We start from the raw sequence: 12,431 nt of genomic DNA, 5'->3' as shown, positions 1-12,431 counted from the left end.
TCTTGAGCCGTCCCGGCGAGAGCCGATACCGGATGAAACGGAGCTGATGTGGATAGTATGGACTTCACCGAAACCTCGATCCCGGGCGCTTACCGGATCACCGTCACTCAGCATTCGGACCGCCGTGGCAGCTTCTTCGAGGCGTGGCGATTCAGCGAACTGCTCCAGCAGGTCGGCCAGCGATTCGAGATCCGTCAGGTGAACTACTCCGTCTCCCGGAAGAACACCCTCCGCGGGATTCACGGCACCACGCTTCCCCCCGGCCAGAGCAAGCTGGTCACCTGCGTACGGGGGGCGGCGATGGACGTCGCGGTCGACCTGCGCGTCGGATCCCCGACCTTCGGCAAGTTCGACGTGACGTTCCAGGACGCGACGTCCGGAATCGGCGTCTACCTCACCGAGGGCATCGGGCACGCCTTCCTGGCCCTGACCGACGACACCTGCATGAGTTACCTGTGCGGGGAGGAGTACGTGCCGGGCACCATGATCGACGTGGCGGCGCTGGACCCGGCGCTGGGCATCCCCTGGAAGCTGGACGGTCCACCGGTCATGTCCGACAAGGACGCGGCGGCACCGACCCTCGCCGAAGCCGCCGGGTCGGGGCTGCTCCCCACCTACGAGCAGGTGCTGGCGACCACCAGATCCGCCTGAAGGCCCATCTCCCCCGGTGGCAGTTCACCGACCGAAACCTCGCCCAAGGAGTGCCGATGGAGCACATGGGGAACACCAGGCCGATCCGCATGGGGGTGATCGGATGCGCCGACATCGCGTGGCGACGAACTCTGCCGGCGATGGAGAACGAGCCTCTCATCACGCTCGCGGCCATCGCGAGCCGGCACAGGGACAGGGCGGCCCATTTCACCGAACGGTTCGGGGGCGTGCCTGTCGAGGGCTACGAGGCGCTGCTGGAGCAGGACGACATCGACGCGGTGTACGTGCCGCTGCCGGCCGTGCTGCACGCCGAGTGGATCGAGCGGGCACTGCGCGCGGGTAAACACGTGCTGGCCGAGAAGCCCCTCACGACCGACCGCAAGCAGGCGGAGCACCTGTTCCGGGTGGCGGCCGAACACCGGCGCGTGCTGGTGGAGAACTTCATGTTCCTCCACCACCACCAGCACCAGCGGGTCGCCGACATGCTCGCCGACGGGGTCATCGGGGAGGTCCGGTCGTTCGCCTCGAGCTTCACGATCCCGCCGAAGCCGCAGGGGGACATCCGCTACCAGGCCGACGTGGGCGGCGGCGCGCTGCTGGACATCGGCGTCTACCCCATCCGGGCCGCGGGCCGGTTCCTCGGACCCGACCTGCAGGTCGCCGGCGCCGTGTTCCGCCACGAGCGCTTCCGCGACGTGGTGGTCGGCGGCAGCGCCCTGCTGGCCACCGACCAGGGGGTGACCGCGCAACTCACGTTCGGCATGGAGCACTCGTACACCAACACGTACGAGTTCCGGGGAAGCACCGGCCGGCTCTGGCTGAACCGGGTGTTCACTCCCCCGGCCACGCACCAGCCGGTCATCTACATCGAGCGTCAGGACCACTTCGAACAGTTCGTCCTGCCCGCCGACGACCAGTTCGCCAAGATCGTCCGGGCTTTCGCGCAGGCCGTCGTCGCCGGGAGCGCCCCGCCGGAGTGGACCGAGGGGTCCCTCGCGCACGCGTCCCTGGTCGACGCCGTCATCGCCGGCGCGCTCAAGTTCCCGTTCTCCTAGCCCGCCGGAGGCGTGGTCCTGACCCGGCGCCCGGCGCGGCGCTTAGCGGCCCGGCCCGGTCACCGCCGCCGGTTTCCGCGGTGACCGGGCCGGGCCGTCGCTCCGTCCGCAGAGGCGCTGCCGGACATCGCCGGCCGGCGGCGAACCGGCACCCGACCACCGCCGCCCGGACACCAACGGCGTGCCCGTCGCCGACCGGGTCGACGACGGGCACGCCGTGGTGCGGGGGCTGCCCGCTATCGGGCCGAGTCGGCCAGCGCCTGGAGCGCGGGAACCAGCTGCGTCGCATCCGGCCGGGCGGCGTTGCGCTCCGCGAGCTCCTGCGCCGCCGCCCGGACGCTGCTCCCGTCGAGCAGCTCCGACACCGTCTTCTCGATGGACTCGGCGGTGACCTCGTCCGGCGTGAGGGACAGGCCCGCCCCGCTCGCCGTCAGCAGCTCGGCCCCGAGCGGCTGCGCGCTGATCTGCGGCACGACGAGCTGCGGCACACCGGACGCGACGGCGGCCAGCACCGTGCCGGGACCGCCCTGGTTGATGAGCGCGTCACACGTCGGCAGCAGCATCGACAGCGGAAGCCAGTCCACCACCCGCACGTTGTCCCGGGGCTCCCCGAGCAGCCCGCGGTCGATCTTCCCCAGCGCCGCCACGACCTCCACGTCCATGTCCGCCAGCGCCTCGACGATGCGCAGCGGGGTCCGCAGCACCTCGCTGCCCATGAAGTCGCTCGTGGTTCCCCAGCTGATGCAGACGCGCGGCCGGCCCGCCGGCTCGTCCAGCCAGGAGGGGGTGAGGGCGGAGCCGTTGTACGGCACGTAGCGGGTCGCATGCCGGCTGGCCATCTGGATGGCGAGAAGCTCGTCGGGGCACGGGTCGATCACGAGGTCGGCGTAGTCGGGGCCCAGGGGCACGTCCCACCTGTCGAGGAAGGCCAGCAGCTCCTTCGGCCAGTTCTGCCGCACCTCGCTCTCGGTGACGAGGTCCGCCCACAGCTGGTCGGGCATCGGACCCCAGGTGTGCAGGACCAGCGGCGCCCCGACGGCCCTGGCGACCACCGGGGCGACGAACGCGGCCGGGTCGGCCACCACCAGGTCCGGTGACCAGCGCCGCGCGAACGGCACGAGGTCGGCCGCGAACGCCTCGGCGATCCGGACGTGCGGCACGACGATCTGCTCGATGCTCGGTGTGGTGCCGCCCGGCCCCTCCAGGCCACCGGCGAGGGCCTTCTTCAGCTCGATCATGAAGTCGGGGCCGGCGCCGGCCTCGATCGCGGGCAGGCCGGCGCCCAGCACGTCACGCACCAGGGGAGGTTGGACCGCGACCCGCACGTCGTGGCCCGCCGCGCGCAGCGCCCAGGCCAGCGGAACGAGCGGGAACAGATGCGACCGGAAGGTGGCCGAGGTGAACAGGACCCGCATCAGATTTCTCCTCGTATTCGGGTTCGGCCGCACGGGCCGACGTCGGTTCTGCGCGAGCCCGGCACGAACTCGCGGATTCGGCGCTCGCCGCCGCGGCGTCCGCCGACGGCGCGCAGGCTGTCGTGCCGCCGCCCCGCCGGATGTCGCACCGCGGACCGGTCAGCCGGGGCGCTGCCCGACCAGGTGGAAGTTCCGCGCGGTGAGCGGATAGGGCATCCGGTCGGCCAGGGCGAGTTCGAGCTTCTCCAGCCGGGCGAAGAACTCCGGATCGGACTTGGCGTCGTTGTCGGCGATGACGTTGCAGACATTGATCACCCCGTAGTGGCCGACGATCTCCAGGCCGCTGTCCCGCAGGTCGGCGCCGATCTGGTCGGCGGTGAGCACGGCCACGTCCCTGCCGTACACCGGGACCTGCTTGGTCCTCGCGGTCACCGCCCGCAGGGCCGCGTCCAGGTCGAGCTCGCGCACCGCCGCCTCCAGCGGCACGGCGTAGGCGTTCGGGCCGACGACCGACAACGACCCGCCCGGCTTGAGGACCTTGACCAGGCCGCGGATCACCACCGCCGGGTCGGCGACGTACTGCAGGAGGTTGTGGCACAGCAGCAGGTCGAACTCCTGGCCGGCGAAGAGCTCCGGCACGTCGTGCGCGTCGCCCTCCCGGATCTCGATGCGCTCCGCGACCCCCTCGTCGGCCGCCAGCCGCTGCGCCATGGCGAGGGAGACGGGCGCCGAGTCCAGGACGGTGACGTGGTGGCCGCGCGCGGCGATCGGGACGGCGTCCCGGCCGTTGCCGCCGGCCACGTCGAGCACGCGCAGCGGGCGGTCGCCGAGATGCCGGGCGACGTTGGCCTCGACCACCGAGTAGCGCAACCGGCCCCAGGGCGTCTTCTGCCATTGTTGGAATTGGGCGAGGCGTTCGTCGAAGAGCGCGTTCTCGATAGCGTTGCCCACGGTGCTACCTCCGGGACGAGGATGAAGTGTCTGGCCACCGGACGACCGGCCCTGCAACGACTATCCATGCGCCCTGAAGCTATGCTAAACCTGGAGCCCCGGCAGGTTTAGGCAGGATTTAGGGAAAGTCACAATAATCTGCATCGACCCGTGGCGCAGGCGAGTGCCCAATCATTTCGACCTGCAGTGTCACCATGACCGGGAGACGCGTGCATGATTAATGTGACCCAGCCCAGTATCGGGGCAGAGGAACTCGCCGCGATCACTGCAGTTTTTGACAGCAGGTGGCTCGGCAGCGGCCCCCGTACGGAGGAGTTCGAGGGCCTGTTCGCCCGGCACCTGGGGGTGCCGGCCGAGAACGTGCTGTTCCTCAACTCGGCGACGTCCGCGCTCTTCCTCGCCGTCGAGCTGCTCGGCATCGGTCCGGGCGACGACGTGGTCATGCCGTCGAACGGTTTCGTCGCCAACGCCAGCGCCGTGGTGGCCGCCGGCGGCCGCCCGGTGTTCTGCGACATCGACGAACACCATCTCAATCCGTCGGTGGCGGACGTCCTCGCGGCGCTCACCCCGCGCACCCGGGCGGTCATGGTGCTGCACTACGGCGGCTACCCGGGCGACGTGGACAAGATCGCCGCGCTGTGCGCCGAACGGGGCATCGCGCTGATCGAGGACGCGGCGGTCTCCATCGCCTCCAGCGTGCACGGCCAGATGTGCGGCACCTTCGGTGACCTCGGCATCTGGAGCCTCGACTCGCGCAAGGTGATCACCACCGGCGACGGCGGGGTGCTGTACGCGCGGGACCCGGCGGTGGCCCAGCGGGCGCGCCGGCTGTCGTACCACGGGTTGGACGACCGGAGCTCGTTCACCACCGCCACGAAGTCGCAGCACGTGTGGTGGAGCTTCCAGATCGAGGACATCGGCCGCCGCCTGGTCGGCAACGACATCACCGCGGCGATCGGCACGGTGCAGCTGGGCAAGCTCGCCGGGTTCGTCGAGCGCCGCCGGGCGATCGGCCAGCGGTACGACAAGGCGCTGGGCGGATTCTCCGGCATCCGGCTCCCTCCCCCGCTGCCCGAGGGCCACCGCTCCACCCACTACTTCTACTGCGTGCGGTTCGACTCGCAGGCCATCCGGGACGGCGTGAGCGAGGACCTGCTGGCGAACGGCATCTACACGTCCTACCGCTATTACCCCCTGCACCGCGTCCGGCGCTACGGCGCCACGGACACCGTGCTGCCCGTGACCGACGCGGTGTCGGACACGTCGCTGCTGCTGCCCGCGCACCAGTCGCTGCTCGACGACGAGGTCGACCTGATCGCGCAGCAGGTGCTGGCGGCGGTCGAGGCGCGGCTCTGACCGCGTACGGCGCAGCCCGCAACAACCCGGAAATCCCCATCAGCAGGACATCCCGCAACCGGGCCACCTCGGACGGTCGTCACTGCCTACAGGCCGAAAAGGAAAGGCGTGCCACATGGTGGACGAAAGTAAAGTGAGCAGACTCGACTCACTGACCGGCGCCCGGTTCATCGCTGCTCTCTCGGTGTTCATCTTCCATGCCGCGAGCATTCGGATCTTCCAGCCCACCGGCCCGGACAGCGACTTCTTCCTGACCATTTCGGCGACGTCCGGCACGATGGCGGTCTCGTTCTTCTTCGTGCTCAGCGGATTCATCCTGACCTGGTCGGCGCGCAAGTACGACACGGCTCGGGAATTCTACCGACGGCGCTTCTTCAAGATCTTCCCGAATCACATCGTGACGTTCCTGCTGTCGCTGGTGGTCTACGCCACCCTGGCCGGCGCGCTCCTGCCGGCGCTGCTCAACATCACGCTGCTGCACGCCTGGGTCCCCAAGATGCCGTACTTCATCAGCTTCAACCACGTGACCTGGTCGTTGTCGTGCGAGCTGCTGTTCTACGCGGCCTTCCCCCTGCTGTACAAGCTGGCCCAGCGCATCCCGGTCCGGCGGCTCTGGTGGGCGGCGGGCGGGGTCCTGGCGGCGATCTTCGTCGTGCCGCTGTTCGCGAAGCTGCTGCCCACCGAGCCGCGGATGATGCTGCTGCTGACCGACAACCAGAGCTTCTCCGAGCCGATCCTGCAGTACTGGTTCGTCTACATCTTCCCGCCGGTCCGGCTGCTCGACTTCGTCCTGGGCATCCTGATGGCGCGGATCGTGCTCGCCGGGCGGTGGATCAACCTCCGGCCGCTGCCGGCGCTGGCCGTGGTGGTGGCGTGCTACGTCCTGGCGAGCTTCGTGCCGTTCCTCTACTCCCTGAACGCCGTCACCATCGTCGGGGTGGCGCTGATCATCCCCGCCGTGGCGAGCGCCGAGACCGCGGGCCGGCCGACGTTCCTGGCCAGCCGGCCGATGATCTGGCTGGGCGAGATCTCGTTCGCGTTCTACATGGTGCACATGATGGTGATCCTCTACGGACGCCAGCAGGTGGGGTACCGGCACTTCCTGAACACGACGCAGGGGATCGGCTGGATCCTGCTGATGTTCGCGATCACGCTGGTCGGCGGATGGCTGCTGTACGTCGCCGTGGAGCGGCCGATGATGCGGCGCTTCGCGCGGGCCAGACGGAAGCGTCCGGCCGTGGAGACCACGGTCTCCTGAGACACCCGTACCAGACCGAACCCGTCCTCAGGTTGCAGAGGTGCGCTCGTGAAGGGAATCGTTCTGGCCGGAGGGTCGGGCACACGCCTGCACCCCCTGACCGTGGCCTTCTCCAAGCAATTGCTCCCGCTCTACGACAAGCCGATGATCTACTACCCGCTCTCGACGCTCATGCTGGGCGGCGTACGGGAGTTCCTGATCATCTCCACGCCGGCGGACCTGCCGCTGTTCCGCAAGCTGCTCGGCACCGGCGCGGAGCTGGGTCTGCGGATCAGCTACGCCGAGCAGCAGCGGCCCGCCGGCATCGCCGAGGCCTTCCGGATCGGCGCCGACTTCGTCGGCCCGGACCCCGTGTCGCTCATCCTGGGCGACAACATCTTCCACAGCCCCCAGTTGCCGGGCCTGCTCGCCCGCGGCATGGCGGAGGTCGACGGCTGCGCGCTGTTCGGCCACACCGTCGCCGATCCGCGCCCCTACGGAGTGGTGGAGAAGGACGCCGAGGGGCGCCTGGTCGGCATCGAGGAGAAGCCGGCTCGGCCCCGCAGCTCCGAGATCGTGACCGGCCTGTACGTCTACTCCGCCGACGTGGTCGAGCTGGCGCACCAGATCCGCCCGTCGGCGCGCGGCGAACTCGAGATCACCGACGTCAACCGCCACTACCTCGCCCAGGGCCGGGCCCGGCTGCACTCGCTCGGGCCGGACAGCACGTGGCTGGACGCCGGCACCTACGACGGGCTGCTCGACGCCGCCGCGTTCGTGCGGTCCGAGCAGCGCCGGGGCATCCGGATCGCCTGCCCCGAGGAGATCGCGTTCCGCATGGGATACATCGACGCGGACGCCCTGTACCGGCTCGGCAGCAGACGGCAGAACTCCGGCTACGGCCGGTACCTCATGGACATCTCCCGTGGGGCGGTCGAGGCGGGTGTGGGTGCATGACGACGAGCAAGCGCGTGGTCGTCACCGGGGGCGCGGGGTTCATCGGCTCGCACTACGTCCGGCAGTTGGTCGGCGGCGCCTATCCGGCGTTCGCCGACGCCAGCGTCGTCGTCCTGGACAAGCTGACCTACGCCGGCAACCTCGACAACCTCGCCGCCGTCTCCGGTGACGAGCGGTTCGAGCTGGTGGTCGGCGACATCTGCGACGCGCAGCTGCTCGCCGGGCTGCTCCCCGGCGCGGACGTCGTCGTCCACTTCGCCGCCGAGTCGCACGTGGACCGCTCCATCGTCGGTGCCGCCGACTTCATGCACACCAACGTCCAGGGCACGTACACCGTGTTGCAGGCCTGCCTGGACGCGGGCGTCGGACGGGTGGTGCAGGTGTCCACCGACGAGGTGTACGGCTCGATCGCGACCGGCTCGTGGCCGGAGAGCGATCCGCTCGAACCGAACTCGCCGTACTCCGCCTCGAAGGCGTGCGGTGATTTGATCGCGCGGTCGTACTTCCGGACCTACGGCCTGCCGGTGTGCCTCACCCGGTGTTCGAACAACTACGGGCCGCACCAGTACCCCGAGAAGATCATCCCGCTCTTCATCACCAATCTTCTCGACGGCCGGCCGGTGCCGCTGTACGGCGACGGGCACAACGTGCGCGACTGGCTGCACGTCGACGACCACTGCCGGGCCATCCAGCTGGTGGTGGAGGGCGGCAGGCCGGGCGAGGTCTACAACGTCGGCGGCGGCACCGAGCTCAGCAACCACGACCTCACCGCGCGGTTGCTGGCGGAACTCGGGGCGGACTGGTCGTCGGTGCGGCACGTACCGGACCGGCCGGGACACGACCGGCGCTACTCGGTCGACTGGCGAAAGATCAAGAACGAGCTCGGCTACGAACCCCGCATCGGCCTGGAGACCGGCCTCACCGAGACGGTCCGGTGGTACGTCGAGAACCGGGACTGGTGGGAACCACTCCGCAAGACCGGCACGGCCGTGTGATTCCGCTTCCCAGACCGCCGAGATCACGCAGACGACCGGCGGCGCGAACAGTACGGAGCAGCCCATGTCCTTAAGGCCAGCACGCCAGGAGCCGATCGCGGGACTCTACGAGCCGGTCACCCCGGCGGGTCACGCCGTGCTCGACCGGCTCCGCGGTTACCTGCCGCTGATCCGGTCCACCGCCGCCGAGCACGACCGCGCCGGCACCTTCCCCACCGGCACCTTCGACACCTTCCGCAAGGAGGGCATGCTGGGCGCCACGGTCCCCACCGAGCTGGGCGGCATGGGCCTGGACCGGCTCTACGACGTGGCGGTCGCGATCCTGGCGGTCGCGCAGGCCGACGCGTCGACGGCCCTCGCCCTGCACATGCAGTTCAGCCGAGGTCTCACCCTGGGCTACGAGTGGCGCCACGGCGGTCCCGCCGCGCGGGCCCTGGCCGAACGCCTGCTCCGGGCGATGGTCGCCGGTGACGCCGTGGTCTGCTCCGGCATCAAGGACCACCACTCGGCGGTCACGACGCTGACGCCCGACGGGTCGGGCGGCTGGCTGCTGTCCGGCCGCAAGACGCTGGTCAGCGCCGGGCCGGTCGGCACGCACTTCGTCATCAACGCGCAGACCGACGGCACCGGCGAGCCGCCCCGGCTGGCGTCGCCGGTCGTCACCCGCGACAACCCCGGGCTCTCGGTGCTGGACAACTGGGACGGGCTCGGGATGCGGGCCTCGGGGACCGTCGACATCGTCTTCGACAACTGCCCCATCCCGGCCTCGGACGTCCTGATGCGCGACCCGGTGGGCGCCCGCAACGACGCGGCGCTCGCGGGGCAGACGGTCAGCTCCATCGCCATGCTGGCGATCTACGTCGGCGTCGCGCAGGCCGCCTACGACCTGACCGTGGCGGCGCTCGCCCGCCGGCCCGAGCCGCCGCAGGCCGCGGCGCAGACCCTCGTGGCGGACGCCGGATCCCGCCTGTACGCGCTGCGCGCCACCGCCAGCACCGCGCTGACCACCATCGACGTGCTCAACACCGACACGACGATGGACCCCGGCGAGCGCGGCCGGCAGATGATGCGACCGTTCCAGCACGCCAAGATGATGGTCAACCAGCTCGCCCCCTCGATCGTCAGCGACTGCCTGACGCTCGTCGGCGGCGCGGCGTTCACCGCCGGGCACCCGCTCGCCCGCTGCTACCGCGACGTGCGGGCCGGCGGGTTCATGCAGCCGTACACCTATGTCGACGCGGTGGACTTCCTCAGCTCGCAGGCGTTCGGGATAGATCGGGACAACAACTACATGAGCCACTGGGCGATCCGCGCCCGCAGTCAGGGCAGCGCCACGGCCGAATCCCCCTCCAAGCTTCTGTCACGGTGAGGAACATGACGACGCGCGTATGGGACTACCTGCCGGAGTACCGGCAGGAAAGGGCGGACCTGCTCCGGGCCGTCGAGACGGTCTTCGGGTCCGGCCAGCTGATTCTCGGCAACAGCGTGCACGGCTTCGAGGAGGAGTTCGCCGCCTATCTCGGCGCGGCGCACTGCGTCGGCGTCGACAACGGCACCAACGCCGTCACGCTGGGGCTGGAGGCCCTGGGGATCGGCCCGGGCGACGAGGTGATCACCGTGTCCAACACGGCGGCACCCACCGTCCTCGCCATCGACAACGCGGGCGCCGTCCCGGTCTTCGTCGACGTGCGCGAGGACGACTTCCTGATGGACACCGACCTGGTCGCCGCCGCGATAACCCCGCGGACCAAGGCGCTGCTGCCCGTCCACCTGTACGGCCAGTGCGTCGACATGGCCCCGCTGCAGCGGCTGGCGGCCGAGCACGGCCTGCTCGTGCTGGAGGACTGCGCGCAGGCGCACGGCGCCCGCCACCACGACCGGCTCGCGGGCACGATGGGCGACGCCGCCGCCTTCTCCTTCTATCCCACGAAGGTGCTGGGCGCCTACGGCGACGGCGGCGCGGTCGTCACCGACGACCCGCACGTCGACAAGCGGCTGCGCCAGCTGCGGTACTACGGCATGGAGCAGGTGTACTACGTCGTCGAGACCCCGGGACACAACTGCCGGCTCGACGAGGTGCAGGCCGAGATCCTGCGCACCAAGCTGCCCCGGCTCGACTCCTACATCGCCCGCCGGCAGGCGGTGGCACGCCGGTACCAGGAGGAACTCGGCGACCTCGCCGACTCGCACGGGCTCATCCTGCCGTCGGTCGCCGACGGCAACGAGCACGTCTACTACGTGTACGTCGTGCGCCATCCCCGCCGTGACGAGATCATCGAACGGCTCAAGCAGTACGGCATCCTGCTGAACATCAGCTATCCGTGGCCGGTGCACACGATGCGGGGCTTCGCCAAGCTCCAGTACGCCGAGGGCTCGCTGCCGGTCACCGAGCGGCTGGCCAAGGAGATCTTCTCGCTGCCCATGTACCCGTCACTGTCCCAGGACCTGCAGGACAAGGTGATCAGTGCGTTGCGCGAGGTTCTGACTGATCTGTGACCCACCTGAAGGAGCTCGATGATGTCCAACCTGGCCGACGTCTCCCCGCCGACCGCCTGCCGCGTCTGCGGAGGCGGTGTGCAGGAGTTTCTCGACCTGGGCCGGCAGCCGCTGTCCGACCGGTTCCGCAAGCCCGACGAGCTGGACGACGAGTTCACCTACCGGCTCGCCGTCGGGCGGTGCGACTCGTGCGAGATGGTGCAGCTGACCGAGGAGGTCCCCCGCGACCTCATGTTCCACGAGGTGTACCCGTACCACTCGTCGGGCTCCTCCGTCATGCGCGAGCACTTCGCCATGCTCGCCCGCGACTTCCTCGCCACGGAGCTGACCGGGCCCGACCCGTTCATCGTGGAGATCGGCTGCAACGACGGGATCATGCTGCGGACGATCCAGGAGGCGGGCGTACGCCACCTGGGGTTCGAGCCGTCGAGCGGCGTGGCCGCGAAGGCGCAGGAGAAGGGGGTCCGGGTCCGGACCGACTTCTTCGAGAAGGCCACGGCCGACGACGTCCGTCGGACCGAGGGGCCCGCGAACGTCATCTACGCCGCGAACACCCTGTGCCACATCCCGTACGTCCAGTCGGTCCTCGAAGGGGTGGACGCGCTGCTGGCGCCGGACGGCGTCTTCGTCTTCGAGGACCCCTACCTCGGTGACATCGTCGCCAAGACGTCCTTCGACCAGATCTACGACGAGCACTTCTTCCTCTTCTCGGCCACGTCGGTGCAGGGCATGGCGCAGCGGTGCGGCTTCGAGCTGGTGGACGTGCAGCGGCTGCCCGTGCACGGCGGCGAGGTCCGCTACACCCTGGCCCGGCAGGGCAGCCGCACCCCGTCGGCGGCGGTGGCGCAGCTGCTGGCCGCCGAGCGGGAGCAGAGGCTCAGCGACATGGCGACGCTGCGGGCGTTCGCCGGGAACGTGGTGAAGATCCGGGACGAGCTGACCGCCCTGCTGCACCGCCTGCGCGCCGAGGGGCGCAGCGTGGTGGGGTACGGCGCCACCGCGAAGAGCGCCACGGTGACGAACTTCTGCGGGATCGGCCCCGACCTGGTGCACTCCGTCTACGACACGACACCGGACAAGCAGAACCGGCTCACCCCCGGCGCGCACATCCCGGTCCGGCCGGCCTCGGCCTTCAACGACCCGTACCCGGACTACGCCCTCCTGTTCGCGTGGAACCACGCCGAGGAGATCATGGCCAAGGAGCAGGAGTTCCACCAGGCCGGCGGGCGGTGGATCCTGTACGTGCCGGAGGTGCACATCCGCTGACCCCGTGAGCCGCGCACGAGCGGGCCGGACGGGGCGCGCCCCGTCCGGCCCG

At 70.0% G+C, this 12,431-nt stretch carries 11 protein-coding genes; 9 read left to right on the top strand and 2 right to left on the bottom strand.

Annotated elements, in window-relative coordinates; translation table 11 throughout:
• Positions 1–57 precede the first annotated feature (57 nt).
• Positions 58–651 (top strand): dTDP-4-dehydrorhamnose 3,5-epimerase family protein, encoded by a 594-nt coding sequence (locus LPA42_RS30825; protein ID WP_077939355.1) that lies wholly within the window; start codon positions 58–60, stop codon positions 649–651.
• Between the two features lie 56 nt (positions 652–707).
• Positions 708–1,706 carry a Gfo/Idh/MocA family protein gene (locus LPA42_RS30820; RefSeq protein ID WP_077939354.1) on the top strand — a complete coding sequence of 333 codons (999 nt, stop codon included), beginning with the start codon at positions 708–710 and terminating at the stop codon, positions 1,704–1,706.
• A gap of 236 nt (positions 1,707–1,942) precedes the next feature.
• On the opposite strand, the gene LPA42_RS30815 is transcribed toward LPA42_RS30820, so the two are convergent.
• Positions 1,943–3,121, bottom strand: coding sequence for a nucleotide disphospho-sugar-binding domain-containing protein (locus tag LPA42_RS30815; protein WP_077939353.1), 1,179 nt, complete (start codon positions 3,119–3,121; stop codon positions 1,943–1,945).
• 159 nt (positions 3,122–3,280) lie between these two features.
• Complete coding sequence (locus tag LPA42_RS30810) at positions 3,281–4,072, bottom strand: bifunctional 2-polyprenyl-6-hydroxyphenol methylase/3-demethylubiquinol 3-O-methyltransferase UbiG (protein WP_158229461.1); 792 nt, start codon at positions 4,070–4,072, stop codon at positions 3,281–3,283.
• 213 nt (positions 4,073–4,285) lie between these two features.
• Between LPA42_RS30810 and LPA42_RS30805 the strand changes: the two genes are divergently transcribed.
• From LPA42_RS30805 to LPA42_RS30775, 7 genes are all read left to right on the top strand, one after another.
• Positions 4,286–5,428, top strand: a complete 1,143-nt coding sequence (locus tag LPA42_RS30805) for a DegT/DnrJ/EryC1/StrS aminotransferase family protein (RefSeq protein ID WP_077939351.1) — start codon at positions 4,286–4,288, stop codon at positions 5,426–5,428.
• 133 nt (positions 5,429–5,561) lie between these two features.
• Complete coding sequence (locus tag LPA42_RS30800; RefSeq protein ID WP_158229460.1) at positions 5,562–6,686, top strand: acyltransferase; 1,125 nt, start codon at positions 5,562–5,564, stop codon at positions 6,684–6,686.
• Positions 6,687–6,734: 48 nt separating this feature from the next.
• A complete protein-coding gene (gene rfbA, locus LPA42_RS30795) occupies positions 6,735–7,622 on the top strand; it encodes a glucose-1-phosphate thymidylyltransferase RfbA (RefSeq protein WP_077939349.1) in 888 nt (295 codons plus the stop codon).
• Positions 7,619–8,617 carry a dTDP-glucose 4,6-dehydratase gene (gene rfbB / locus LPA42_RS30790; protein ID WP_077939348.1) on the top strand — a complete coding sequence of 333 codons (999 nt, stop codon included), beginning with the start codon at positions 7,619–7,621 and terminating at the stop codon, positions 8,615–8,617. Before rfbA ends, rfbB begins: the two co-directional genes overlap by 4 nt.
• A 64-nt stretch (positions 8,618–8,681) precedes the next feature.
• A complete protein-coding gene (locus tag LPA42_RS30785; RefSeq protein WP_077939347.1) occupies positions 8,682–9,986 on the top strand; it encodes an acyl-CoA dehydrogenase family protein in 1,305 nt (434 codons plus the stop codon).
• A gap of 5 nt (positions 9,987–9,991) precedes the next feature.
• Positions 9,992–11,113 carry a DegT/DnrJ/EryC1/StrS aminotransferase family protein gene (locus LPA42_RS30780; RefSeq protein ID WP_077939346.1) on the top strand — a complete coding sequence of 374 codons (1,122 nt, stop codon included), beginning with the start codon at positions 9,992–9,994 and terminating at the stop codon, positions 11,111–11,113.
• A gap of 21 nt (positions 11,114–11,134) precedes the next feature.
• Complete coding sequence (locus LPA42_RS30775) at positions 11,135–12,379, top strand: class I SAM-dependent methyltransferase (RefSeq protein ID WP_077939365.1); 1,245 nt, start codon at positions 11,135–11,137, stop codon at positions 12,377–12,379.
• Positions 12,380–12,431: the final 52 nt, after the last annotated feature.

Source organism: Micromonospora sp. DH13 (assembly GCF_020873825.1).
Taxonomy (GTDB): Bacteria; Actinomycetota; Actinomycetes; order Mycobacteriales; family Micromonosporaceae; genus Micromonospora; species Micromonospora haikouensis.
Note: the sequence above shows the minus strand (reverse complement) of the source record. Positions and strands in the feature narration are given on the sequence as shown.

Excerpts from the sequence above, each read along its gene's own strand:
- LPA42_RS30825 (WP_077939355.1), top strand. The coding sequence starts at position 58 with ATGGACTTCACCGAAACCTCGATCCCGGGCGCTTACCGGATCACCGTC.
- LPA42_RS30820 (WP_077939354.1), top strand. The coding sequence starts at position 708 with ATGGAGCACATGGGGAACACCAGGCCGATCCGCATGGGGGTGATCGGA.
- LPA42_RS30815 (WP_077939353.1), bottom strand. The coding sequence starts at position 3,121 with ATGCGGGTCCTGTTCACCTCGGCCACCTTCCGGTCGCATCTGTTCCCG.
- LPA42_RS30805 (WP_077939351.1), top strand. The coding sequence starts at position 4,286 with ATGATTAATGTGACCCAGCCCAGTATCGGGGCAGAGGAACTCGCCGCG.
- rfbB (WP_077939348.1), top strand. The coding sequence starts at position 7,619 with ATGACGACGAGCAAGCGCGTGGTCGTCACCGGGGGCGCGGGGTTCATC.
- LPA42_RS30785 (WP_077939347.1), top strand. The coding sequence starts at position 8,682 with ATGTCCTTAAGGCCAGCACGCCAGGAGCCGATCGCGGGACTCTACGAG.
- LPA42_RS30780 (WP_077939346.1), top strand. The coding sequence starts at position 9,992 with ATGACGACGCGCGTATGGGACTACCTGCCGGAGTACCGGCAGGAAAGG.
- LPA42_RS30775 (WP_077939365.1), top strand. The coding sequence starts at position 11,135 with ATGTCCAACCTGGCCGACGTCTCCCCGCCGACCGCCTGCCGCGTCTGC.